Raw genomic sequence first — 22994 nt, forward strand, 5'->3', positions numbered from 1 at the left:
CGGTTGCCCCGTCTCTTTTCATCGTACCTGCCACCCGTCGCCTGTCACGTGTCACCATTTCCATGAACGTCTCGATCCGGTGGAAAGTCACCCTCGGGGCCCTGCTCGCCGTCACGCTGGGGCTGGCCGCGGCCGGGTGGCTGACCCTCCGTTCGATCGAGCGGATCGAGGTGGACCGTCTCACCGAGACCCTGGAGACCCGGACCGGCCTGGCCTCCTTCGCCCTCCAGCCCCTGCTCCGCCAACCGCCCCCTTCGGCTCCCGTCCAAGCGCAGGCAGCCCGTGCAACCCTCCAGAGCGCGGTCGAGGACATCGGCCGGCGCGCGGTCGCGCGAGTCACGGTCATCGGCTCCGACGGCACGGTGCTGGCCGACAGCGCGACCCCGCTCGCCGGGCTCCCGCGGCTCGAGAACCACGCGACCCGCCCGGAGGTCGCGCAGGCCCTGACCACGGGGCGCAGCACCGCCATCCGGCTGAGCGAGACGACCGGCCAGCGGATGCTTTATCTCGCCCGTCGGCTCGCCCCGCCGGACGTCCGGGCGACCACGGTCGTCCGGCTCGCCCTGCCGCTGACGCTGATCGACGCCGAGATCCGCGAGCTTCAGCGGACCCTGGGGCTGGCCCTCGGCTTGGCCTTCGCCGTGTCGGTCGCCGTCAGCATCCTGCTCGCCCGGAGCCTGACCCGCCCGCTGTCCGACATGGTGGCCGTCGCCAGGCAACTGGCCGGCGGCTCGCTCAGCCGGCGCATCCGGTTCACCTCGCACGACGAGGCGGGCGAGCTGGCCACTGCCCTCAACCAGATGGCGGACCAGCTCGAAGCCAAGATTCGGGAAATCTCGGAAGACCGGGCGCAGCTCCGCGCCATGCTCACCTCGATGGTGGAGGGGGTCATGGTCCTGGACTGCCGCGGCATCGTCCTGCAGATGAATCCGACGCTCGAGCGGATGTTCGGGGTGCAGGGGATCAAGGCGCAGGGCCGGACGCACCGGGAGGTCATCCGGCACCACGAGCTGAACGAGTTCACCCAGATGGTCCTGGAGACGAGGCGAAACCGCAGCGGGGAGATCACGATCGCGCCCAGCGGGCGGACGTTGAAGGTCGAGGCGTCGGTCGCGGACGGCCAGCGTGAATCGGAGGCTTGCGCCGTGCTCGTGTTCCACGACATCACCGCTCTGCGGCGGCTGGAGCAGGTGCGGAAGGATTTCGTCGCGAACGTCTCGCACGAGCTGCGCACCCCGCTGACTTCGATCAAGGGCTACGTCGAGGCGCTGCTGGACGGGGGCAAGGACGATCCCGAAGTGGCGGCGCGCTTTCTGGACATCATCCTCAAGCAAAGCGACCGGCTCAACCTCATCCTGGAGGACCTGCTCCAATTGTCGCAGATCGAGTCCGGCGAGGTCTCGTTCAAGCGTGATCCGGTCCGCCTCAGGACGGTCGTGGACCGCACCTTGGCCCTGATCAAGCCGCTGGCGGACAAGAAGGGGCACGCGTTGAACGTGGAGATCCCCGCCGACCTTCCGCCGGTCCTCGGCGACGAGGACCGGCTCGCGCAGGTCATGACCAACCTGCTCGACAACGCGGTCAAGTACACGCCGCCGAACGGATCCATCGAGATCGGAGCCCGTTTCCTGCCCGATCGATCGGGGAACGGCGCCGACCTGATCGAATGTAGCGTCACCGATACCGGCATCGGCATTCCCGAGCCGGACCGGCCCCGCGTGTTCGAGCGTTTCTACCGGGTGGACAAGGCGCGGTCGCGCGAGCTGGGAGGCACGGGCCTGGGCTTGGCCATCGTCAAGCACATCGTGGAAGGACACGGAGGGCGGGTCTGGGTCGAAGGCAACAGTCCGATCGGCAGCCGGTTCGTCGTGCGGCTTCCGGCCGCCAAGGAGCCGACCGGCCATCCTGCGTCGGCGTGACCGCGTCCGAGGCCCCGTTCAGCTTCCGAGCCGAGAAAGCCCCGCATAGATCAGCGCCGCCAACAGGCCCGCTCCCGGCAGCGTGAAGATCCAGGCGTAGAGGATGCGGGCCGTCACCCCCCACCGGACCGCGGACAACCGCTTGACGATCCCCACCCCCATGACCGAAGAGGTGATCGTGTGGGTGGTGCTGACCGGCAGGCCCAGGGACGCCGTCGCCAGGAGCACCGTCGCGGCCCCGGTCTCGGCCGCAAAGCCGTGGACCGGCTCGATTTTCAGGATGCGCATGCCGAGCGTGCGGACGATCCGCCACCCTCCGATGCCGGTCCCGAGCCCCATGGCCACGGCGCAGGCGACGATCACCCAGGTCGGCACCTCGGCGCTCGGAATCAGCCCGGCGGAGAGCAGCGCCAGCGTGATGATCCCCATGGCCTTCTGGGCGTCGTTGGCCCCGTGGCTGAAGGCCATGAAGCTGGCCGACAGGAGCTGCAGCCGGCCGAACAGTTTCGTGGCGAAATGCCGCGTGGCCCGGAAGAACAGCCGGGTGATCAGCACCATGATGACCAGGCCGATCAGGAGCCCGAACAGCGGCGAGATCACCAAGGCCTCGAGCACGGACCGCAACCCGCTCAGCTTGACGACCGCCCAGCCGCCGTGGGTCAGGGCGGCGCCGACCAGTCCCCCGATCAGGGCGTGCGACGAGCTGGTGGGGAGCCCGAGCATCAGCGTGAACAGGTTCCAGACGATCGCTCCGCCCAAGGCGGAGGCCACCGTCGCCTGCGTGATCGCCGCCGGCTCGACGATCCCGGCTCCGATCGTCTTGGCGACCGCGGTGGACAGGAACGCCCCGGCCACGTTCAGCAGTCCGGCCAGCGCCACCGCACCCAGGGGACTCAGGACCCGGGTGGAGACCACGGTCGCGATCGCGTTCGCGCTGTCGTGCCAGCCGTTCGTGAAGTCGAACAGGAGGGCCAGCGCGACGACCACGATGAGCATACCGCTCAGATCAAACATGCGGTCCCGTGATGGGTGATCGGTGATGAGTGCTAGAGAATGGACGATGAGTCATGCGTAACGAGTTATGAGAGGCGGGCTTCTTACACCGATCACTCATCACTTGTCACCCATCACCCGTCGCGTTTCGGCTAGACGTGCTTGAGCGCGATGCGCTCCAGGATGTTGGCGACGTCCTCGCACCGGTCGGTCCCGTCCTCGAAGTTCTCGTAGATTTCCTTCCACTTGATGACTTCGATGGGATCCTTCTCCCGCTCGAAGAGGGTCGAGATCGCGTCCCGCGTGACCCGGTCCGCCTCGTTTTCCAGGCTGTTCACCTGCACGCAGTACTGGCTGAGATCGGCGTGGGGCTGGCCGAGCCGGTCTACGCCGGCCCCGACGGCGACCGTCGCCTGGTACAGGATGTTCGCCAGCTTGACCGCCGTCTCGGTCGGCCTCGTCACCTTGAACACGACGAACCGGTCGGCCACCGCTTCGGCCAGATCCAGAATGTCGTCGATCGCGCTGGCTAGGTCGTGGATGTCCTCCCGGTCGATCGGCGTGATGAAAGTCTGGTTGAGGCGCCGCACGATGTCGTGAGTGAGGTCGTCACCGACGTGCTCGACCTGCTTGATCTTGCGGGCTTGCTCCGCCGGGTTCTGGAAATTTTCCATCATGTCCTTGAGCAGGCGGCATCCCTCGATCATGTTGTGGGCGGCCTTGGTAAACAGCTCGAAAAACGCCGGCTCTCTCGGAATCAGACCGAACATCGCAGCCATACTCCCTCGCCTCCCCTCAACCCACCCAGGCCGTCACACGACCCTCCGAACGCACCGGTCCCCAGCGATCACGCCGCAGGCCCCGCAGCGCCATTCCGCCACCGGATCAGCGCCGCCGCCCAGGTCAGCCCGCCGCCGAACGTGCCGAGGAGCACGAGGTCTCCGTCGTGCAGCCGCCCCTCCCGGACGGCCCGATCCAGCGCGATGGGCAGCGAGGCCGACGACGTGTTGCCGGTGGTCTCAATCGTCGAGTACAGCTTCTCGCGGGGAAGGCCCAGCCGCCGGCCGAGCGAGGCCAGCAGCCGGCCGTTGGCCTGGTGGAACACGGCCTGGCTCACGTCCTCCAGACGGAGTCCGTGCTCCTTCAAGAGGTCCGTGACCGCGGCGGCCAGCCGGTGGACCGCCAGCCGGAAGAGCGGCCCCCCCCGCATGTGAATCGTGTGGAGCCGGGCCCGGACGGTCTGCGCCGTGGCCGGTCGGCGAGAGCCGCCGGCCGGCACCGCGATCAAGTCGTGGCGCGCCCCCTCCGCAGAGAGGTGAATCCCCATGATCCCCGCCGCATGGTCTCCCTCGACCTGCTCTCCAACCACCACCGCCGCCCCGGCCCCGTCCCCGAAGAGAATCGCGGTCGCGTCATCCTGCAGGTTCAAGAACCGGGACTTGATCTCCGCCGCCACGACCAGGCACTGGCGAAACCGGCCGCTCCGGATCAGCCGGTCCGCCGCCGACAGCCCGTAGAGGAAGCCGGAGCAGGACGCAGACAGATCGAACGCCGCGGCTTTCGCGGCCTTCAGATTCCGCTGGAGGAGGCAGGCCGTCGAGGGAAGCCCGAGGTCCGGCGAGGTCGTGGACACGATGACGGCTTCGATCGAAGAAGGGCTCAGGCCGGCGGCCTCGCACGCGCGCCGGGCCGCCTCCTCGGCCAGACCGGAGGTCGCCTGCCCTTCCTCAGCCCAGTGGCGAGCCCTGATGCCGGTCCGCCGGCAGACCGCCTCTGGGCCGAGCCTGAGATGCGGGCTGACCTCCTCGTTGGTCACGCGGCGAGCGGGAAGATACGAGCCGGTTCCGGCAATGCGGCTGCGCAACACAGTCTCTTTTACTTCCTCCGAACGAGCCCTTGGGACTTTCGTATTAGGCGGCGCCGTTACGCCGGGATGTCCGGGGCATCACATCCGTGCAAATTTCGGGCGCCACAGGACAAACGCGTCGGCGAGATTATAGGGTGCCCTCCGAAACGCGTCAATGAAGGAACAGCGGCTGCTTCTAACCCCAAAGTAACATTGCATTTCTACACGTGATTTGTTACCGTGGGCCGGGCTTCTCATCACGGACGGGCCGGGCTTCTTCGCCATGGAAGGGTTTCTATGCAGGATTTCACCAGCCGGCGTCTGACGGCGCGGCTCATGCTGCTGGCCGTGGCGCTGCTCATCACCGTCGGCGGCTGCTCGACCGGCAAGAAGCAGGCGGCCGCCGACAAATCAAAATCCTTGAGCGGGACGGACGAGCAGATCTTCATCGGCGACACGATCGAGAAGAACTACGATCCGAACGTGATCATGAAGCGGGCCGAGGCCTTCTTCGAAAAGGAAGACTACGCCGAGGCCGTCATCGAATACCAGCACTTCCTGGACCTCCACCACATCCACGTCCTGGCCCCCTACGCCCAGTTCAGGCTCGGGGACAGCCACTTCAGGATGGCCAAATCCATCGATCGCGATCCGGAGCCGATCCACAAGGCGAAGGCGGCGTTCGAGAAGCTGCTCAAGGAATGGCCGGGCAGCCGCTACCAGAGCGACGCGATCGAGAAGATCCACGCCTGCCAAGAGCTCCTGGCCCAGGCGTCCATGTTCGTGGGGCACTTCTACTTCCGCAGAGCGTCGTACCTGGCCGCGGCCTACCGGTTCGAGTCCGTGTACGAGAACTACCCGGACATGCCGCAAGTGGCGCCGGAAGCCCTGTACTACCTGGCCATGGCGTACAAGGAGATGGGCGCGGACGACTGGGTGCAGGAAAAACTGACGCTGCTCGCGGAACGCTATCCCAGCAGCCCGTTCAACACCAGCGGCCATAGGATCCTGGCCGCATTGAGGGCCAAGCACCCGGAGACGATGGTCGCACTCGCCAACGGAGGACAGAACGGGGACGCTCCGGCCTCCGCGCCGGGCCCGGCCCCTCTCGAACCGCAAACGGTCGGCCTCGCCGGCCAGCCCTCCTTCCCTTCCCTCCCCTCCCTCACGCCGGTCACCGGCCAGGCCGCGGCCTCGCTGGGTCCGCAGGCCACGCTCTGCCGCCTCGGGTCGTGGTGCTGAAGGGGGAAGACGTTCTCCGTTCTCAGCACTCCCGGCCCAGACAACGTCGAACAACGGAAGCGCGTCGCTCCCTCACGTTTCCGTTTCTTCACCGAAAACTGACAACTGAAAACTGACGACCGATTGCTGCTTATCGAAAGGAAAGCGTCTCTTTGAGCAGCTCGCGGAAGGAGGCCTTCACGACCCCCCGCGCCTTGCGGAAGAAGGACTGGTAGGTTTCCCGTCCCCGGAGCACTTCGTAATAGAGGTTGATCACCTCCTGGTACCGGTTCATCAGCCGGTGGCAGAGACGGGGAAAGGTGTAGACGATCCGGGCGACCCGCGAAGCCACCCGGAACTCGGCGTAGATCTCGCGCTGCACGGCCAGCTCGTAATCCAGCAGGCTTCGGCGGCGATCGTGGAACGTCCCCAGGACGCTGGCCGCCGCGATCTGCCCCGACCGCACGGCGTAGTAGATCCCTTCGCCGAACAGCGGATCCACCAGATGCCCCGCGTCCCCCACCAGCAGCGCGCGGTGGCGGACGAGGCCGCAGGCGGTCCCGGCCGAGCTGGCGCTGAACAGCGGCAGCGGGTGCCCGCAGGGCCTGGGCACCGTCATGGAGCCCAGCTTCTTTTCGTCCCGCACGAACCGGTCGAAGACGTCCTTGGGGCTGGCGGGCTTCCCGCGGAACTCCGCCACGCCGATCGAGAGGCGCTCCTGTTTCGGAAAAATCCAGGCGTAGCCGCGGGCCGTCGCGCCCAGGTCGATGAGCACCTTGCCTTCGCCGGGATAGGGAGCGGCCTTGCCGATCCCGAGCTCGCTCTCGAGGGTCGGCATCCGGTGCAGGCGCCGGTTCGGAAAGAGCCGCTGGGCCACGATGCTGTTGGCGCCGTCCGCGCCGATCAGGACCTTCGTGCGATAGCGCCCCCGGTCGGTGATGACCTCGATCCCGTCCTCGAGCTGGACGAAGCCGAGCGCCTGCTCGTCCTCGTGCACCTCGGTCCCCGCCCCTCGGGCCTTCTCGACCAGATGGTAGTCGAACCGGTCGCGCATCACCATGTAGGCGATCGGCGTCGCGGATTCGATCAAAAAGGAGTCCTGCCCCCCGTAGGTGAACTGCACGCCGTAGACCGTGTGCTCGACCACCGACTTGAAGTCGGCGTCCAGGATGTTGTCGATCCGCACCGAGAGACCGCCCCCGCAGACCTTGTACCGGGGATGGGCCTGCTTCTCGATGCCGAGCACCGCCATGCCGGCGCGGCTCAGCTCGTAGGCGGCGGTAGCGCCGGCCGGGCCCATGCCGACGATCAGCACGTCGTAGGATTTCGTGTCGGGCAGGGTCTGCATATGACGAAGAGTTCTCGGTGATCAGTTCTCAGTGATCGGCTCTCAGAAACTGATGACTGAGCGCTGACAACTGACCACTTACTACTGGCCAACATACCAGCCGATCCCGTACCGTTCCAGAAAACTCGTGATCAGCGTGAGCGAGTTCGCGTAGATCATCACGCCGACCATCACCAGGAAGGCCCCGCTCACGGCCGAGACGCCCCACAGGTAGGCGCGCACCTGCTTGAAGTAGCCCAGAAAGCGGTCCACGCCCAGGGCGGTGGCGAACAGGGGGAGTCCCAACCCGAGCGAATAGGCCGTCAGGAGGGCGACCCCGTCCAGCAGGGAGTCCTTCGTGCTCGCGTACAGGAGGATCGTCCCCAGCACGGGGCCCACGCAGGGGGTCCAGCCGGCCGCGAAGGCGACGCCGATCAGAAACGAGCCGAGGTAGCCGGCGGGACGGCTCTGGAAATGCATCCGCCTCTCGGTGGCCAGGAAGTTCAGCTTCAGCACGCCCAGGAGGTAGAGCCCGAACACGATGATCAGGACGCCTCCGAACTTCCGGAGATAGTCCTGGTAGCTGATCAGGAGCTGCCCGATGAGCGTCGCCGAGGCGCCGAACCCGATGAAGACGGCGGAGAAGCCGGCGATGAAGAGCAGCGAGTTGAAGAGGATCGCGGTCCGGAACCGCTGCCGGGCGGCCGCGTCGGCCAGTTGATCGAGCGACAGCCCCGTGATGTAGGAGACGTAGGACGGCACCAGCGGCAGCACGCAGGGGGACACGAAGGACAGGAGCCCCGCGGAGAAGGCCGCCACCAGGGAAATCTGCTGGATCGAGTCGCCCACGGCTACCGCGCCTTCACCAACGTCTTGATGAGCTGCCGGCCTTCGGGGGTCTGCCAGTTCCGCGCCCCGAAGATGCGGTGGGTGATGATGCCGCGCCGGTCCACGAGGAACGTCATCGGCAGCGTCCTCGCCCCGTACGCCACCCCGACGCGGAACTCCGAGTCGTGCAGGATCGGGAAGGTCAGGCCCAGCTCGTCCCGGAAGGGCCGGGTCACGGCCGCCCCCTGCTGATCGGTGGAGACGGCCAGGATCTCGAAGTCCTTGCGGCTGAACTCCCGATAGAGCGCTTCCATGCCCGGCATCTCCACCCGGCACGGCCCGCACCAGGTCGCCCAGAAGTTCACCAGCACCACCCTGCCGCGGTAGCTCGCGAGGGTCACGGAACGGCCCTCCAGATCGCGGAGCTGAAAGTTCGGGGCTTCCGCCCCCACCCGGACGCCGCCCCGCTCCTGCACCGGCACGGGAAAAGAGCCCGTCTCGGCGGGCTCGGGGCGGGCGGGTGAAATAGGCGCGGCCGCCGCGTCCAGGTGGCCGGACGCGGGATCGCAGGCGAGCCAGGCCGGCAGAAGCAGCCCCGGCAGCAGGAGCCCCATGCGTCCCCAATCACAGCCCATGCGTCCGATCCTTCCCGTCCGTTACGTGGCCGGAGGAGCGGCCTGCGCGGACTTGGCCTCGCCCTTGAGCAGCGACGTGATGACCTGCAGGTTGTCGAGCAGGGTCCAGTCGCGCGGGCCGATCACCTTTTCCCGGAGCACGCCCTGCCCGTCGATGATGTAGGTCTCCGGGACACCCATGAGCTTGTACCGTTTGTCCGTCTGCCCCCAGGAGTCCACCAGGATCGGAAAGGTCAGGTTCAGGCTCTTCACGAACGGCGGGATGTCTTTCTTGGTCGTCACCCGGTCGATGCTGACCGCCAGGACGACCAGCCCGTCCCGCTCGAAGTTCTTGTGGAGCACCTCCATGGACGGCATCTCTTCCCGGCAGGGCTTGCACCAGGTCGCCCAGAAGTTGAGGAACACCACCTTGCCCCGGAAGTCCGAGAGGCGCACCGGCTTCTCGTCCAGATTGGGCAGCTCGAAGTCCGGTGCCTCCTTCCCGACCGTGAGCGGCTCGTACTTGCTGCTCTGCAGCCACACGACCCCGAACGCCAACGCCAGGATGGCCACGGAGACGACCGTGATTTTCAGCCGGGAGGCGGCTCCCGGCGGCGCCTGCGCGGCTTGGTTTGTGAGTGACTCTTCAGCCATCGCAAAAATCCATCGCACTACAGGATGCTCAAAATGGCCATCCAACGAGGCCGCAGGAATGCGAGGACCCCGAGGCGTACTGGGAGAAAGTACGTTGAGGGGTTCGAGCGACCGAGAACAAAGTTGGGGGCCATTGTCAGCATCCTGCTACGCGTAGGCGTGCAAGCCGGACAAGAGGAAATTCACGCCCCAGAAGCAGAAGACGACCATCAGGAAGCCGAACACGGCGTAGATGGCCGCGCGCCGGCCCTCCCAGCCGTGGGTCATCCGCGCGTGGATGTAGGCCCCGTAGATCAGCCAGACGATCAGGGACCAGGTCTCCTTCGGGTCCCAGCTCCAGTAGCCGCCCCAGGCGTAGTTGGCCCACATCGCGCCCAGGATGATGCCGAAAGCCAGCAGCGGGAAGCCCACCATGATCGCCTTGTAGCCCAGCTCGTCAATCGTCTCCAGGTCCGGGAAGGACGCGACGATGCCGGTCCGCTTGCCCCGGCGCTCGGCCCGCTCCTTGAGGAGGTACATGAGCCCCAGCCCGCCGGCCATCGCGAAGGCCGCGTAGCTCGTGAGCGTCACCGACACGTGGATGTAGATCCAGTAGCTGTTCAAGGCCGGCACCAGCGGCTCCGCCGTCTGGTACCGGTACGGGAGCAGCGAGGCGGCCCCCATCGCGATGAACCCGATCCCGACGACGAAGGCCCCGATGGCCTTGATGCGGTAGCGGAGCTCCAGCAGCACGTAGCCCAGGATGATGGCCCAGGCGACGTAGGCCATGGCTTCGAACTGGTTGGACCAGGGGGCGAACGTGCCCGAGTGCTCCATGCGCTCCCAGGCGCGCGTGAACAGCGCCAGCGTGTTGACCACCCAGCCGAAGACGGTCACGATCGTCGCCACCTGCCCGATCTGCGCAGCCCAGCCGCTGTCCCCCTCCGCCATCCCGCTCGGATGGCCGGCCGGCGCCAGTTGCATCGCCGGCCGCCGGGCCACCAGGTAGCTCACGTAGAGGACCAGGGCCGCCAGGTACAGCCAGAAGGTCATGTCGAACAAAAAGAGGGAACGCAACATAATGCCTCCGATCTGGCGAGGGGCACGGGGGTGGGGGCGAGAGGAGGTCCGTCCGATACCTCTGGCCTCTGGCCCCTTGCCTCTAGCTCCTAGCCATCACGCGTTTATCGTCCTGATTTTTTCCGTCAGCTTGCGGAACTCCTTCTGGAAATCGATCTGGCTCTTGTGGGTGTTGCCCCCGAGGTGGACCGTCACGCCCGCGTCCGTCGGCACCACCTTGGCCCAGAGCCGCCGGTGGTAGATGAACGAGGAGAGGGTGATCCCGACGACGATCATCGTCGAGCCGATCCACACGACGTTCACGCCCGGGTCCTTGGTGATCTGCAGCCCCGTGAACTTCTTCGGCTGGTAGCCGACCAGCTCGAACCGGTACTTGGAGCCCTGGATCTCGAAGAGGTCCGGATAGTGGTAGAAGATCCAGGGGCTCGCCTGCATCGTCGCCGCCGCGGACCGGCCCTTGGGCGCCGCCTGCTCCGTGATCGCCAGGCGGATCGCCGGGTTGGCGTGCTCGACGGTCTTGGAGTAGACCTTCTTCTCCGCGGAATTGAACCCGAAGTCGGCGACGAAGTCGGTGACGGCCAGCTTCAGCCCGAGGTTGTCGAGCCGGGCTTCCTTCTGCCATTCCAGATCCACCGTCCCGACGATCTTGTCCGTGTCCTTCTCCTTGATGTTCAGGCGGGCCACCTCGACCCGGTCCCACGCGTCCCCGTAGCTGGACTGGTAGAACCAGATCCCCTTATGCACGAGCGGGTCGTTCACCGTGATCGTCTTGGTCGTGACCGGCTTGTCGTTCTCGATCACGGTCAGCGTGCTGTTGTAGGACTTGACCGAGCCGTTCTCGTGGTAGTCGATCCAGAACTTGTCGATGCGCAGGTCGAAGTTGCCCTTCGGGATGTGGTAAGTCTGGCCCTCCAGGCAGACGCCGAATTCCTGGAAGCCCCAGTAGCTGCCGATCAGCCCGCCCAGCACGATCACGGTCGCGCTCAGGTGGGCCATGTGGGCCCCCACGCGGCCCATGATGCCCTTCGTCGCGTAGAGGGTCGCCCCGTCCGCCTCGTTCTTGGCCAGCACCCGGTAGCCCTTCTCGGCCAGCAGCTCGACGAGGCCCTCGGCCACCCGCTCCTTGCTGCCGGCCACCGGAACCTCGACCGTCTGCTTCATCCCCTTGATGAAGGGCAGGGACACGTTGACCTTGTCCTGCCGCATCGAGCGCCAGATCGCGGGGAAGCGTTTGTAGAAGCAGGTCAGGGAGTTGATGCAGAGCAGCGCGAGGAGGCTCGTGAACCACCAGGTGTGGTAGACGTCGGTGAAGCCCAGGCGGAGGAACCAGCGGTAGGCCTCCTCCCCGTACTCCTTGATATAGACGTCGGGGCGCTCATTCTGTTGGATCACGGTCCCGATGGTCGCCGTGATGGCCAGGACGATGAAGAGGAACATGGCGAGCTTGATGGAGGCGAACAGCTCGGCCAGCTCGGCGGAGATCTCCTCCCACCCCAAGCTCGGCGAGGACTTGCGCGCCGCCTCCGGCTCGACCGCCACCGGACGTTCCCCGTTCATCGAGATGGACGCCTCTTCCCTCCGTGTTCCCCCCGGCCGCCGGCGGGCGGGAGTGGAAACACGGGGCCCGGAAAATCCGTTACAAGTTGGCGAGAATCCAAGTCTGATTGGCCGAGTGGTTTGCGCTGTGCCGGTCGGCTGTTCCTTCCCCAAGGACTTGGGGAAAAATCCGACCAAGCCCGCGGAAAGCAAGCTATCTTACAGGCCGCGTCCGAACAGTGTCAAGCAACGGACGAGGCCGAAAGGCGGGCCCGCAGCGGGGACTTTCCTCGTTGACAAATCAGGGGTTCTGGGTTACAACCATGCACCGAACGAGTGGCCGATCAGGCGCCGCGCCGCCGTCCGCGACCGGGTGCGTGACCGGAGGGGTGATGGACGCGCGGCAATTCCCGCCACGGCGTGGATCACGATCCCATCCAGTTGTGAGGAGACTATGAGCCGGAACAACTATCTCTTTACGTCCGAATCCGTCACGGAAGGGCACCCGGACAAGATCGCGGACCAGATCTCCGACGGCATTCTGGACGCCATCATCGCCAAGGACAAACACTGCCGGGTGGCCTGCGAGACCATCCTGACCACCGGCATCGCCTTCGTCGCCGGCGAGATCTCCACCAAGGCCTACGTGGAGATTCCCGACATCATCCGCGACGTGATCAAGGGCGTGGGCTACACGGACGCCTCCTGGGGCTTCGACTACCACACCTGCTCGGTCCTCACCTCGATCCACCAGCAGTCCTCCGACATCGCGATGGGCGTGGACACGGGCGGCGCGGGCGACCAGGGCCTCATGTTCGGCTACGCCTCGAACGAGACGGCGGAGCTCATGCCGATGCCGATCGTCCTGGCCCACCGGCTCACCAGGCGGCTGGCCGAGGTCCGGAAGAAGAACATCCTCCCCTGGGTGCGCCCGGACGGCAAGTCGCAGGTGACGGTCGAGTACCGGGACGGGAAGCCCGTCCGCATCGACACGATCGTGGTCTCCACCCAGCACAGCCCGGACGTGCCCAACAAGAAGATCGAGCGGGACGTCCTGGAATACGTGATCAAGCCGGTCATGCCCAAGGCCCTCTACGACCCGACGAGCGTCAAGCACTACATCAACCCGACCGGCCGGTTCGTGACCGGCGGCCCGATGGGCGACACGGGCCTCACCGGCCGCAAGATCATCGTGGACACCTACGGCGGCGTGGGCAGCCACGGCGGCGGGGCCTTCTCGGGGAAGGACCCGAGCAAGGTGGACCGGTCGGCCTCCTACATGGCCCGGTACATCGCCAAGAACATCGTGGCCGCGGGCCTGGCGGACAAGTGCGAGATCCAGCTCGCCTACGCGATCGGCGTGCCCGATCCCGTGTCCATCCTGATCCACGCGAAGGACACGGAGAAGGTGCCCATCGAGCTGATCGACAAGCTCGTGCGCAGGCACTTCCCGATGACCCCGCGCGGGATCATCGAGCACCTGAAGCTCCGGCGCCCGATCTACAAGCAGACGGCCGCCTACGGGCACTTCGGCCGGAACGAGCCGGGGTTCACCTGGGAGAAGACCGACAAGGCCAAGGTGCTGCGCCGGGAAGCCGGCCTGTAAAATCCGGCTGAATGTAAAAAGGGGGCGGTAGTTACCGCCCCCTTTTTTCTGGCATTCAGCCCTCAAGAGCGTATGGCCGATAGCGTATGGCTTATAGTCGGAACAGTCGGTCAAGAATCACTCCTGCCATAGGCTATCAGCGATAAACTCTTGTTCGTGCCATAAGCTATCAACCATACGCCATCAGCTCTTCTGAAGGAGGAAAGAGTGGATTACGACGTGAAAGACATCCGGCTGGCGGACCAGGGACGGTTGAAGATCGAGTGGGCGGAGGCCACCATGCCGGTGCTCCGGCTCATCAAGAAGCGGTTCCAGAAGGAGCAGCCGCTCCGCGGCGTCCGGATCGCCGCCTGCCTGCACGTGACGACCGAGACGGCCAACCTGGCCAAGACGCTGAAGGCCGGCGGGGCCGAGGTCCGGCTCTGCGCCTCCAACCCGCTCAGCACCCAAGACGACGTGGCCGCCTCGCTCGTCCAGCACGACGGGATCGCGGTCTTCGCGATCAAGGGCGAGGACAACAAGACCTACTACCGGCACATCGAGTCGGCGATCGGCCACAAGCCGCAGGTCACGATGGACGACGGGGCCGACGTGGTCTCCACCCTCCACAGCAAGCGCAAGGACCTCTTGAGGCACGTGCTCGGCGGGACGGAGGAGACGACCACCGGCGTGATCCGGCTGCGCAGCATGGCCGAGCGGAAGGTGCTCAAGTTCCCGGTTATCTCGGTGAACGACGCGGAGACCAAGCACCTCTTCGACAACCGGTACGGCACGGGCCAGTCCACGGTGGACGGGATCGTCCGGGGCACGAACCGCCTGGTCTGCGGCTCCAAGTTCGTCGTGGCCGGCTACGGCTGGTGTGGGAAGGGCGTGGCGATGCGGGCCAAGGGGCTGGGGGCGGACGTGATCGTGACCGAGGTGGACTCGGTGAAGGCGCTGGAGGCGGTCATGGACGGGTTCCGGGTCCTGCCGATGGAGGAGGCGGCCCAGATCGGCGACTTCTTCGTGACCGTGACCGGGAACCTGAAGGTCATCCGCGGGGAGCATTTCGCCTCGATGAAGGACGGGGCGATCGTGGCCAACTCGGGCCACTTCAACGTGGAGCTGGACATCCCGGCCCTGGAGAAGCTCTCCCGGAAGCGGCGGATGGTGCGGCCGGGGGTGGAGGAGTTCACGCTGAAGAGCGGCAAGCGGGTGTCGCTGCTCGGCGAAGGGCGGCTGGTGAACCTGGCGCTGGCGGAAGGGCATCCGTCCTCGGTGATGGACATGAGCTTCGCGAACCAGGCCTTGGGGGCCGAGTACATCGTGAAGCACCACAAGCAGCTCGAGAAGAAGGTGTATCCGGTGCCGGCGGCGATTGACAAGGAAATCGCGAGATTGAAGCTGGTGGGGATGGGGATACGGATTGACAGGTTGACGAAGGAACAGGAGAAGTACCTGGCCTCCTGGGAGATGGGGACGTAAGAAAGAAGCGGATGTAAAGAGAAGGCCCGCTGAGTTCCAAGCTCAGCGGGCCTTTTTGTTTCGGAGCAAGAGCGGCCTCGGGTGACGAACGGCTGAGGAGAGAATCGGCGGGTCCTGTCGCCGACCACCCCGGCCGGCCTCCGCGCCACCCATCCCCCCGTGGGAGTCATTTGCCCTGCAACACCCTAGCGGCTAGATCCTGCGAGACGACAGAAGCGTGCCCCCGCGGCTGCTCTCCCCTTCCGCTCCGGGCGGCCGGGGTCCCTGGTCGGCGCCACCCGCCGTTAGCCCCAGCTTCAGCAATCCCTTTCACTCCCTCGCCCCTCCGTGGGAAAGGGCCGCCCTTTTCTCTACCCTCTCCCTTTGTGGGAGAGGGTCAGGGTGAGGGGGAACAACTCCAGAAAATAGAGAGGAAGACGGGCGTTCCCTCCGGTGCACCGCCCGAACGGAACGCCCTTGCCGCTTCGCTCTAGGCTTGACTCTGGTGGTTTGACAGAGCGAGGGGAGCGTCCCATCATGCTATCCAATGGATAGTTTGACATTCACATTTGTGTTGATCGGGATTGCATTGGTGATTGGTTGGGGTTTGCTGTACATCCAGGAGCAGAAGAGTAAACACTGATGAGTCAGACGCGCTTGTGGATCGAGCTGGAACAGGAAGAAGACGGGCGGTGGATCGCCGAAGTTCCCGACCGGCACGGAGTCCTGGCTTACGGGAAGAACCGGGCAGAAGCTTTGGCGGCAGTCCAGGCCCTGGCCCTCCGCGTCCTGTCGGACCGCCTGGAACACGGCGAAACTGTGCCCTGCCCCGCCTGATAGGCCTCAGAATCAGGCCGTGCCGGACGGCGGAGAAAGGTTAAATGCTGGAGTCCGGCTGCTTTTCTGGCAGGGATCTGCGCGAGAGGTCACGGTGAGGAGGAGCCTATGAAACCGCGAATCACGGTGCTCACGCTGGGCGTGGACGACTTGGAGAGGGCGCTCAAGTTCTATCGTGACGGGCTTGGGCTGCCGACGGAAGGCATCGTCGGCACGGAGTTCGAGCATGGCGCCGTCGCCTTTTTCGAGTTGCAGCCGGGACTGATGCTCGCCCTCTGGCCCAGGCGCGACATCGCGCACGACGCACGTATTCCGCAGAGCGCGCACAGCCCAACCGAATTCGCCATCGGCCACAACGTCAACAGCAAGGCCGAGGTGGATGCGGTGATGGAGCAGGCGGGGAAGGCCGGCGCCAATATCCTCAAGCCGGCCGGAGAGACATTCTGGGGCGGCTACGCCGGCTACTTCCAGGACCCGGACGATCACCTGTGGGAGATCGCGTGGAATCCCCGCATGCAGATCCCCGACTAGTTGCAGGGCCGGAGCCGCCCGTCGCCGCGACGCGGGTGGCGGGGGAACGACCGAGGCTCGTCTTTCGGCTCAGGCGGCGCGCCTGGTTCTCGTCTGCACTTCCGTCTGGGGCTGGCTCAGGCCGGCTGGCTTCGAGGCCTCACCCCTTTCTTCTCCCCAGACCGCCGCGGCGACGGCGCTGATCAGCAGGCTGAGCACCGCCACCAGGCCGAACATCACCAGGATCACCCCCACGCTGGCGAGCCATTCCCCGAAATTCCACGCAGAGAACATGGCTGCACCTCCCTGCTCGATTCCCTTTTCCGAGGCGATGCCCTTCGATGAATTATACCGCGAAGGGGAGCCTCTTTTCCGGCGGTGAGCCGGCCGCCCGTGCCGGCATGCCCGCCTGAAGCGGCCCCCGCTCTCCCCCGAGCCACCTCCCGCTTGACACCAGGCCCCACGGCAGCGGCATACTCCCGCCACGCGAAGGGAGGTTGCCATGGAAACGATCACGACGCGCTGCTGTGTGGTCGGCGGGGGACCGGCCGGGATGATGTTGGGCCTGCTCCTGGCCCGCGCCGGCGTGGACGTCGTCGTCTTGGAGAAGCACGCGGACTTTCTCCGGGACTTCCGGGGCGACACGATCCATCCCTCCACGCTCGAGCTGATGCACGAGCTGGGCCTGCTGGAGGAGTTCCTGAAGCTGCCGCACGAAAAGGCGCGCCTGCTCAAGGCCCAGGTCGGGGACGTGTCGCTCCCGATTGCGGACTTCAGCCACTTGCCGACCCGGTGCAAATTCATCGCTCTCATGCCTCAATGGGACTTTCTGAACTTCCTCGCGACGCAGGGGGCCCGCTATCCCACCTTCCACCTCCGGCAGAGGACCGAAGCGACCGGGTTGATCGAGGAGGCGGACCGGGCCGGCGGCCAGCAACGGGTGGTCGGCGTCCGCGCGACGGGGCCGGAGGGCGAGTTGCAGATCCGGGCCGACCTCGTGGTCGGCGCCGATGGGCGGCATTCGCTGGTCCGGGAGAAGGCCGGCTTTCACGTCCAGGAGCTCGGCGCGCCCATGGACGTTCTCTGGTTCCGTATCTCCCGGCAGCCGGGCGATCCGGAAGAGACCATGGGGCGCTTCGACGCCGGGCGGATCCTGATCATGATCAACCGGGGCACGCACTGGCAGTTCGGGTACATCATCATGAAGGGCTCGGCGGAGGAGAACCGCAAGCAGGGGATCGAGGCTTTCCGCGAGGCCGTAGCGCAGCTCGCGCCCTTCGCCGCCGACCGCAAGGGCGAGATCAAGGGTTGGGACGACGTGAAGCTGCTCACCGTCCGCGTGGACCGGCTGCTCCATTGGTACCGGCCCGGCCTGCTCTGCATCGGCGACGCGGCGCACGCCATGTCCCCGATCGGCGGCGTCGGGGTCAACCTGGCGATCCAGGACGGGGTCGCCGCCGCCAACCGGCTCGCCGACCCGCTGCGCGAGGGGCGGGTCACGACCGAGCACCTGCGCCGGGTGCAACAGCGCCGGCTGCTGCCGACGCGAATCGTGCAGGGCATGCAGGTGCTGGTCCAGCAACGGGTCGTGGCGCAGGTCCTGAGCGGGTCCGGCCCGGTGGAGCCCCCGCTGCTGCTCCGCCTGTTCGCCCGCTTCCCCATCCTGCGCCGCCTGCCAGCCCGATTGATCGGCGTCGGGGTCCGCCCCGAGCACGTGCGGACGCAAGCCGCTCCCTTCGGCGCCCGCACCTGACCGCGGCTGCGGCGGGAGGGAAGCCAGAGACGAAGCCTGTTCGGGAGAAGCGTTCCACCCCTCGAGGGACGAGGCCTCGTGGGGATCGGCGGGACCGGTCTCGCGGGAGGTGCCCGACTGGTTGTCGTCGTCGAGACCGGCCCTTGAATCGGCGGCGGGGACTCCGGGACTTCCGAGCGCAGAGGATCAGGCGCTCAGGCGCATCTCTTCCTGCGCCTCTCTGGCCCGCTTTTCGGCGGCCGCTTCGGCCCTCCGGACGCGCAGCGAGTTCTGGATCAGGCGGTGCCGGTAGATCACCGGGTCCACGATCTCCCCGCAGGTCATGCACCGCCAGCCACGCAGCCAGAGGCGCCCGGCGTCATCCTGCATGTCAATGAAGTGATCCACCACCATCAGGCCGCTACATCTGGGACAATTCATGGGACACCTCCTTGCGCTCCTTTTTCATACCTCGACCCCCGATTCGGTGGCAGCCGGAGAACCAGGGAATGTCGAAGCGGGAATACCGGAATCCGGAAGGGAAAGAATCCCTGAAGGGGCAATGGGGGAAATCCGGCACAGGCAACGACCGGCGCCGCCTGCCTCACGCTCCATTTCCCCGTGCATCCCGCTCTACACCGAAAGGTTGACCGAGGCCGATCGCGGCTAGTCGAAGCGCCTACCCCTTTCGGCGAGTTCCCGGCTGGACCGCTGCGCACTCCGTCCGCCAACTCCCGTTTCGACTGCGCCAGCCGCTCCTGCAAGGCCTTGTTGCCCGACGGTGCCGCAGCCTCCGCCTCGGCTAGGGCCGCCCGGGCCTCAGGCCACCGGCCCGTCTTCGCGTAGACCTTGGCCAGGGTGTCCAGGACGTAGGGGCGCAGGGGCCCGGCCCGGGGCAGGACGTTCGTGGCCAGCCGCTCGGCTTCGTCCAACCGCTCGCCCCGCACCAGGTAGACCATTGCGAGGTTGTTGCCGGCTCCCGGATGATCGGGGGCTGCGGCCAGCGCCCGGCGATAGTAGTCCTCCGCCTCCTCGAGATCCCCGCGCTGGAACGAGAGGTTGCCCAGGCCGACGAGAGCCGGCACCGAGTCGCCCTTTTTCTCCAGGGCCACCCGATATTCCCGCGCCGCCTCCTCCTGCAAGCCCTGCTGCTCGTACGTCGCCCCCAGCGTGGCATGCTCTTCGGGACTCAAGGGATCGCGAAGCACCACGATCCGGGGCAGGCTCGAGCAGGCCGGCAGCCAGACCAACAGGAGGGCCAGCGCGACGGCCCCTATGAACAATCGTCCCTTGCCGTTCATGCGGAGGCCTTCTCGCGGTCCCAGTGCGGCTGGACGAGCAGCGTCCACAGGCCGGTTTTCCCCCAACTCCGGATGAACCGGTTGTAGGGGACGAACTCGTCGCGGGTCTGGCCCGAGTGGATGTACACCCCCTGCCGCTCCTCGTCGTATCCGGTGACGACGACGTAATGGCCCTGCGGGAAGAGCTTGTTGCCGAGGTTCAGGAACGCCACCAGCGGACGCCCGGCCTCCAGCTCGGCCTTCAGATCGTCCAGGCTGCCGGTGTACATCTCGGCCTTCAGGCCCCGCGCCTTGGCGGCGAACAGGAGGTCCATGGGAAGGGTGCCCCCGAGGCGGGGCATGTAGATCTCCTTCTTGAGGTCCTGCGGAGCGGTCGGGATCCCCCAAAAGGTCAGGATGCTCGCGAGGGCCGCCGGCCCGCACTGATCCTTGTCGTCCGGGAAAAACGGGACCGAGAGGTGGTGCGGCCCGAGGCTCGGCCCCGCGGACCCCTGCGCCAACTCCTGGGCTTCCGATCGGGATTCGACCGGGATCCTGTCTGGCGGGCCGGCACAGGCTGCCAACAGTCCCGCGCAGAGCACCAGCGCCAGGCGCACCGGCCTGCTCCCCGTCGTCATGCTCAGCATGTTCATGGCTCTCCCCCTCCAGTGGGTCTCTACTTGCTGTTCTCCTGCTTGGTGATCACGATCTTGTGTCCCAGCAGGTAGATCAGGAGCACCGCCAGGATCAGGATGACCAGCAGCGCGATCACGATGCCCAGGCCGGCGTCGCCGCCTGGGATCAGCGCGTCAATCTGCGTGGCCATCTGGTGCAACTGATCGTCCGACAGGCTGTTCAGCCGGACGTTGATCTCCTCCCGGGTCAGCCCGAAGTCCTCCAGCCGCTGCTGGATGACCTTGGACTCCAGCACCCGCTGGACCGTCTGGAGGTCGGCCGCCCGGCTCGATTCAGCGACCGGATCGGCTCCCCCCGACAGGGCGGGGGCCAGCATGGCCCTGGCTTCCGGCGGACAGGCCAGCGCAAGGGTGATGACCACCAACGTCCAGACCAGCGTCTGGGTCAAGATGGGGATCCGCAGCATCGTTCTCATGGGGTTCTCCTTGTCCGGAGGTCGTCTCTATCCCCTCATCCGCCCGACCGTCCGGATGGGCCTGGGGGATGGATGGTCCGTACTCCTTGCCGATTACGTCCTTGGTCCCCGCTTTCTCATTAGGCAAGGAGAGTACCGACCGACTTCCATGATGGGAGAACTGGCCTATCTGATGATGTATTAAAGGGTTTTCTCGTGAAGAAGGGGAGAGGGGTAAATACCGGAAGCTGCAGGAAAGCGCCTACATGGTTGGCATTCCCTACAGTCTATCCCATTGAATTCAAACAATGGGCTCTCTGTAGGATGAGCCCTACACAACTGGAGTGATTAAAGCGTCTGTTTGGACCATAGCCTCTTCCTTTAATCCTCATCTGCGCTATAATCCCTCCTCGTTCAGCCCCTTGCATTTCCCCTCCTTGAGGCCCGCTGGTGGCGACATCCCACCATGATCCCCGGCTTGCCAGGATGCTCATCCTGGACGAGTTGTTCGACCTGTCGCTCTACAAGACCCTCCGGGGGATCACCGGCCCGGCTTCGCAGAAGGTGCTCGACGAGCTGATCGTCGTCGAAACCGAGCACCTGGCCTTCTGGCAACAGTTCTTCGACAGCCGGCTCGACGCGCTCGACTGGCCCCGCCGCCTGAAGCTCCGCCTCGTCATGCTCGCCTGCCGCCTCTTCGGCGACCCGGCCGTCCATTTGGTGTTGGAGGCCATCGAAGTCCACGGGGTGCGGAAGTACCTGGCCCTCTGGAAACAGTACAAGGACGGGCCGCTGGGCCAAGCGGTCACCGGCATCCTGATGGACGAGTTCAAGCACGAGGACGCAATGGTCACGCAGCTCACCGAGCGGCAGATCAACCCGGAGCGCATCCGGAACATCTTCCTGGGACTGAACGACGGGCTCGTGGAGATCCTGGGAGCGGTGAGCGGCTTCTTCGGCGCCTTCGGGAACCCGGTCATGGTCCTGATGGCCGCGACCACGACCGCCGTGGCCGGCTCCCTCTCGATGGCGGCCGGGGCCTACGTGGCCCTGGGCTCGGAACGGGAGGTGGGCAAGGCGGATCAGGCGAAGAAGGAATTTCTGGAGGGACGGGAGGCAGCCGAGGAGCGGCAGGACCGGCCCTTCGGCTCGGCCCTGGTCGTGGGAGGCAGCTACTTCGCCGGCGCGATGGTGCCCGTGCTGCCGGTCCTCTTCGGCGCGACGGACGCGTTCTTCTCGCTGCTCACGGCCGGCAGCATGATCATCTTCGTCTCGCTGATCCTGGCGTTCTTGTCGGGGATGGACGTGAAACGGCGGATCGTCACGAACCTGGTGATCATCGCCGCGGCGGTGGGGATCACCTACCTGATCGGGCTGGCCGCGAAGCAGCTCTGGGGCATCTCAGTGTGAAGCCTCGTGCGTGAAGCATCTCTCGTCAGACGAACGACGAGCGACGAGAGACGAACAACGAGCGACGGGCTACCGGCCGAGCGCCAGCTTGGCCACGGAGCCGATCTCCGCCGGATTCTTCACGACCCGGACGCCGGCCGCCTCGAGCGCCGCCATCTTCTCTGTCGCCGTGCCCTTCCCGCCCGTGATGATCGCGCCCGCGTGGCCCATGCGGCGGCCGGGCGGGGCCGTGATGCCGGCGATGAAGCCGATGACCGGCTTTTTGATGTGCTCCTTGATGTAGGCCGCGGCCCGCTCCTCCGCGTCCCCGCCGATCTCCCCGATCATCACGATCGCCTCCGTGTCCGGGTCCTTCTCGAACAGGGGCAGCAGGTCCAGGAAGCTCGTGCCGTTCACCGGGTCGCCCCCGATCCCCACGCAGGTCGTCTCGCCCAGGCCCAGGTTCGTGAGCTGGTTCACCGCCTCGTAGGTGAGCGTCCCGCTGCGGGAGATGACGCCCACGCAGCCCTTTTTGTGGATGAAGCCGGGCATGATGCCGATCTTGCACTCCTCCGCCGTGATGATGCCGGGGCAGTTGGGGCCGATCAGCCTGGTGTCCCGCCCGCGCAGCGCCCGCTTCACCTTGACCATGTCGTTGACCGGGATGCCCTCGGTGATGCAGACGATCAGCCGGATGCCAGCGTCCGCGGCCTCCAGGATCGCGTCGGCGGCGAACGGCGGCGGAACGAAGATCAGCGACGTGTCGCAGCCGGTCTTGGCCACCGCGTCCTTCACCGTGTTGAAGACCGGGATGCCCTCGACCTCCTGCCCCGCCTTCCCCGGCGTGACGCCCGCGACCACCTGCGTCCCGTAGGCCTTGCACTGAGTCGCGTGGAAGGAGCCCTCCTTCCCCGTGATCCCCTGCACCACCACCCTCGTGCTCTTATTGACCAGAATGCTCACGACGTCCCTCTTCTTCTTTCAACTCTCTCTCACCCTCCCCTCTCCCAACGGGGCGAGGGTCTTACTCCAGTTTGGCAAGCGGGCTGGCCTGGCCTGCCGTCGCGAATCGCTTCGATTCTTTTCCCCACCCCCTTCTCCCCTCAGACG

The 22994-nt window shown here is 66.1% G+C and carries 23 protein-coding genes; 8 read left to right on the forward strand and 15 right to left on the reverse strand.

The window, feature by feature from the left end; genetic code table 11:
* Positions 1 to 62: 62 nt before the first annotated feature.
* On the forward strand, positions 63 to 1919 hold the full coding sequence (gene pnpS / locus AB1411_12715) for a two-component system histidine kinase PnpS (protein MEW6544455.1): 1857 nt from the start codon (positions 63 to 65) through the stop codon (positions 1917 to 1919).
* 18 nt (positions 1920 to 1937) lie between these two features.
* Here pnpS and AB1411_12720 read toward each other — a convergent pair whose 3' ends face one another.
* The 3 genes from AB1411_12720 to AB1411_12730 form a co-directional block, all read right to left on the reverse strand.
* A complete protein-coding gene (locus tag AB1411_12720; GenBank protein MEW6544456.1) occupies positions 1938 to 2933 on the reverse strand; it encodes an inorganic phosphate transporter in 996 nt (331 codons plus the stop codon).
* 131 nt (positions 2934 to 3064) lie between these two features.
* On the reverse strand, positions 3065 to 3682 hold the full coding sequence (locus tag AB1411_12725; GenBank protein ID MEW6544457.1) for a DUF47 family protein: 618 nt from the start codon (positions 3680 to 3682) through the stop codon (positions 3065 to 3067).
* A 77-nt stretch (positions 3683 to 3759) separates the two neighbouring features.
* On the reverse strand, positions 3760 to 4779 hold the full coding sequence (locus AB1411_12730; GenBank protein MEW6544458.1) for a beta-ketoacyl-ACP synthase III: 1020 nt from the start codon (positions 4777 to 4779) through the stop codon (positions 3760 to 3762).
* A 276-nt stretch (positions 4780 to 5055) separates the two neighbouring features.
* Here AB1411_12730 and bamD point away from each other — a divergent pair, with 276 nt between their 5' ends.
* A complete protein-coding gene (bamD, locus tag AB1411_12735; protein MEW6544459.1) occupies positions 5056 to 6000 on the forward strand; it encodes an outer membrane protein assembly factor BamD in 945 nt (314 codons plus the stop codon).
* Between the two features lie 130 nt (positions 6001 to 6130).
* Here the strand turns inward: bamD and AB1411_12740 are convergent, their stop codons facing one another.
* From AB1411_12740 to AB1411_12765, 6 genes are all read right to left on the reverse strand, one after another.
* Positions 6131 to 7327: a geranylgeranyl reductase family protein gene (locus AB1411_12740; GenBank protein MEW6544460.1), complete on the reverse strand. Its 1197-nt coding sequence runs from the start codon at positions 7325 to 7327 to the stop codon at positions 6131 to 6133.
* 81 nt (positions 7328 to 7408) lie between these two features.
* Positions 7409 to 8155 (reverse strand): cytochrome c biogenesis protein CcdA, encoded by a 747-nt coding sequence (locus tag AB1411_12745; protein MEW6544461.1) that lies wholly within the window; start codon positions 8153 to 8155, stop codon positions 7409 to 7411.
* A gap of 2 nt (positions 8156 to 8157) precedes the next feature.
* Entirely contained in the window at positions 8158 to 8769 is a 612-nt protein-coding gene (locus tag AB1411_12750) for a TlpA disulfide reductase family protein (GenBank protein ID MEW6544462.1), read from the reverse strand.
* 21 nt (positions 8770 to 8790) lie between these two features.
* Positions 8791 to 9402 carry a TlpA disulfide reductase family protein gene (locus AB1411_12755; GenBank protein ID MEW6544463.1) on the reverse strand — a complete coding sequence of 204 codons (612 nt, stop codon included), beginning with the start codon at positions 9400 to 9402 and terminating at the stop codon, positions 8791 to 8793.
* A gap of 147 nt (positions 9403 to 9549) precedes the next feature.
* Positions 9550 to 10461, reverse strand: coding sequence for a c-type cytochrome biogenesis protein CcsB (gene ccsB / locus AB1411_12760; protein ID MEW6544464.1), 912 nt, complete (start codon positions 10459 to 10461; stop codon positions 9550 to 9552).
* Between the two features lie 96 nt (positions 10462 to 10557).
* The gene (locus AB1411_12765) at positions 10558 to 12018 is read right to left on the reverse strand and encodes a cytochrome c biogenesis protein ResB (protein MEW6544465.1); all 1461 of its coding nucleotides are present in this window, start codon (positions 12016 to 12018) and stop codon (positions 10558 to 10560) included.
* A gap of 433 nt (positions 12019 to 12451) precedes the next feature.
* Between AB1411_12765 and metK the strand changes: the two genes are divergently transcribed.
* From metK to AB1411_12785, 4 genes are all read left to right on the forward strand, one after another.
* Positions 12452 to 13603: a methionine adenosyltransferase gene (gene metK, locus AB1411_12770; protein MEW6544466.1), complete on the forward strand. Its 1152-nt coding sequence runs from the start codon at positions 12452 to 12454 to the stop codon at positions 13601 to 13603.
* A gap of 207 nt (positions 13604 to 13810) precedes the next feature.
* Entirely contained in the window at positions 13811 to 15067 is a 1257-nt protein-coding gene (gene ahcY, locus AB1411_12775) for an adenosylhomocysteinase (protein MEW6544467.1), read from the forward strand.
* Between the two features lie 621 nt (positions 15068 to 15688).
* Complete coding sequence (locus AB1411_12780; protein ID MEW6544468.1) at positions 15689 to 15883, forward strand: type II toxin-antitoxin system HicB family antitoxin; 195 nt, start codon at positions 15689 to 15691, stop codon at positions 15881 to 15883.
* Between the two features lie 108 nt (positions 15884 to 15991).
* Positions 15992 to 16414, forward strand: coding sequence for a VOC family protein (locus tag AB1411_12785; GenBank protein MEW6544469.1), 423 nt, complete (start codon positions 15992 to 15994; stop codon positions 16412 to 16414).
* A 69-nt stretch (positions 16415 to 16483) separates the two neighbouring features.
* On the opposite strand, the gene AB1411_12790 is transcribed toward AB1411_12785, so the two are convergent.
* Complete coding sequence (locus AB1411_12790) at positions 16484 to 16687, reverse strand: hypothetical protein (protein ID MEW6544470.1); 204 nt, start codon at positions 16685 to 16687, stop codon at positions 16484 to 16486.
* Between the two features lie 208 nt (positions 16688 to 16895).
* Between AB1411_12790 and AB1411_12795 the strand changes: the two genes are divergently transcribed.
* Positions 16896 to 18146 (forward strand): FAD-dependent oxidoreductase, encoded by a 1251-nt coding sequence (locus AB1411_12795; protein MEW6544471.1) that lies wholly within the window; start codon positions 16896 to 16898, stop codon positions 18144 to 18146.
* Positions 18147 to 18332: 186 nt separating this feature from the next.
* Here AB1411_12795 and AB1411_12800 read toward each other — a convergent pair whose 3' ends face one another.
* Genes AB1411_12800 through AB1411_12815 form a run of 4 tightly spaced genes read right to left on the reverse strand, consistent with a single transcriptional unit; the run spans position 18333 to position 20516 of the window.
* The gene (locus tag AB1411_12800) at positions 18333 to 18566 is read right to left on the reverse strand and encodes a hypothetical protein (GenBank protein ID MEW6544472.1); all 234 of its coding nucleotides are present in this window, start codon (positions 18564 to 18566) and stop codon (positions 18333 to 18335) included.
* Positions 18563 to 19426: a tetratricopeptide repeat protein gene (locus AB1411_12805; protein ID MEW6544473.1), complete on the reverse strand. Its 864-nt coding sequence runs from the start codon at positions 19424 to 19426 to the stop codon at positions 18563 to 18565. Before AB1411_12805 ends, AB1411_12800 begins: the two co-directional genes overlap by 4 nt.
* Positions 19423 to 20058: a C39 family peptidase gene (locus AB1411_12810; GenBank protein MEW6544474.1), complete on the reverse strand. Its 636-nt coding sequence runs from the start codon at positions 20056 to 20058 to the stop codon at positions 19423 to 19425. Before AB1411_12810 ends, AB1411_12805 begins: the two co-directional genes overlap by 4 nt.
* A 23-nt stretch (positions 20059 to 20081) precedes the next feature.
* A complete protein-coding gene (locus tag AB1411_12815) occupies positions 20082 to 20516 on the reverse strand; it encodes a PA2779 family protein (protein ID MEW6544475.1) in 435 nt (144 codons plus the stop codon).
* A gap of 429 nt (positions 20517 to 20945) precedes the next feature.
* Between AB1411_12815 and AB1411_12820 the strand changes: the two genes are divergently transcribed.
* On the forward strand, positions 20946 to 21905 hold the full coding sequence (locus AB1411_12820; protein ID MEW6544476.1) for a VIT1/CCC1 transporter family protein: 960 nt from the start codon (positions 20946 to 20948) through the stop codon (positions 21903 to 21905).
* Positions 21906 to 21974: 69 nt separating this feature from the next.
* Here AB1411_12820 and sucD read toward each other — a convergent pair whose 3' ends face one another.
* Positions 21975 to 22847 (reverse strand): succinate--CoA ligase subunit alpha, encoded by an 873-nt coding sequence (gene sucD, locus AB1411_12825; GenBank protein ID MEW6544477.1) that lies wholly within the window; start codon positions 22845 to 22847, stop codon positions 21975 to 21977.
* Between the last annotated feature and the right edge of the window lie 147 nt (positions 22848 to 22994).

The sequence above is a fragment of the Nitrospirota bacterium genome, assembly GCA_040757595.1.
In the GTDB taxonomy this organism is placed as follows: domain Bacteria; phylum Nitrospirota; class Nitrospiria; order Nitrospirales; family Nitrospiraceae; genus JBFLWP01.

Coding starts and splice junctions, on each gene's coding strand:
- AB1411_12795 (MEW6544471.1), top strand. CDS start 16,896: ATGGAAACGATCACGACGCGCTGCTGTGTGGTCGGCGGGGGACCGGCC.
- AB1411_12740 (MEW6544460.1), bottom strand. CDS start 7,327: ATGCAGACCCTGCCCGACACGAAATCCTACGACGTGCTGATCGTCGGC.
- AB1411_12720 (MEW6544456.1), bottom strand. CDS start 2,933: ATGTTTGATCTGAGCGGTATGCTCATCGTGGTCGTCGCGCTGGCCCTC.
- pnpS (MEW6544455.1), top strand. CDS start 63: ATGAACGTCTCGATCCGGTGGAAAGTCACCCTCGGGGCCCTGCTCGCC.
- AB1411_12810 (MEW6544474.1), bottom strand. CDS start 20,058: ATGAACATGCTGAGCATGACGACGGGGAGCAGGCCGGTGCGCCTGGCG.
- AB1411_12805 (MEW6544473.1), bottom strand. CDS start 19,426: ATGAACGGCAAGGGACGATTGTTCATAGGGGCCGTCGCGCTGGCCCTC.
- AB1411_12765 (MEW6544465.1), bottom strand. CDS start 12,018: ATGAACGGGGAACGTCCGGTGGCGGTCGAGCCGGAGGCGGCGCGCAAG.
- ccsB (MEW6544464.1), bottom strand. CDS start 10,461: ATGTTGCGTTCCCTCTTTTTGTTCGACATGACCTTCTGGCTGTACCTG.
- AB1411_12815 (MEW6544475.1), bottom strand. CDS start 20,516: ATGAGAACGATGCTGCGGATCCCCATCTTGACCCAGACGCTGGTCTGG.
- AB1411_12790 (MEW6544470.1), bottom strand. CDS start 16,687: ATGTTCTCTGCGTGGAATTTCGGGGAATGGCTCGCCAGCGTGGGGGTG.
- AB1411_12800 (MEW6544472.1), bottom strand. CDS start 18,566: ATGAATTGTCCCAGATGTAGCGGCCTGATGGTGGTGGATCACTTCATT.
- bamD (MEW6544459.1), top strand. CDS start 5,056: ATGCAGGATTTCACCAGCCGGCGTCTGACGGCGCGGCTCATGCTGCTG.
- AB1411_12750 (MEW6544462.1), bottom strand. CDS start 8,769: ATGGGCTGTGATTGGGGACGCATGGGGCTCCTGCTGCCGGGGCTGCTT.
- AB1411_12785 (MEW6544469.1), top strand. CDS start 15,992: ATGAAACCGCGAATCACGGTGCTCACGCTGGGCGTGGACGACTTGGAG.
- metK (MEW6544466.1), top strand. CDS start 12,452: ATGAGCCGGAACAACTATCTCTTTACGTCCGAATCCGTCACGGAAGGG.
- AB1411_12780 (MEW6544468.1), top strand. CDS start 15,689: ATGAGTCAGACGCGCTTGTGGATCGAGCTGGAACAGGAAGAAGACGGG.
- AB1411_12725 (MEW6544457.1), bottom strand. CDS start 3,682: ATGTTCGGTCTGATTCCGAGAGAGCCGGCGTTTTTCGAGCTGTTTACC.
- AB1411_12755 (MEW6544463.1), bottom strand. CDS start 9,402: ATGGCTGAAGAGTCACTCACAAACCAAGCCGCGCAGGCGCCGCCGGGA.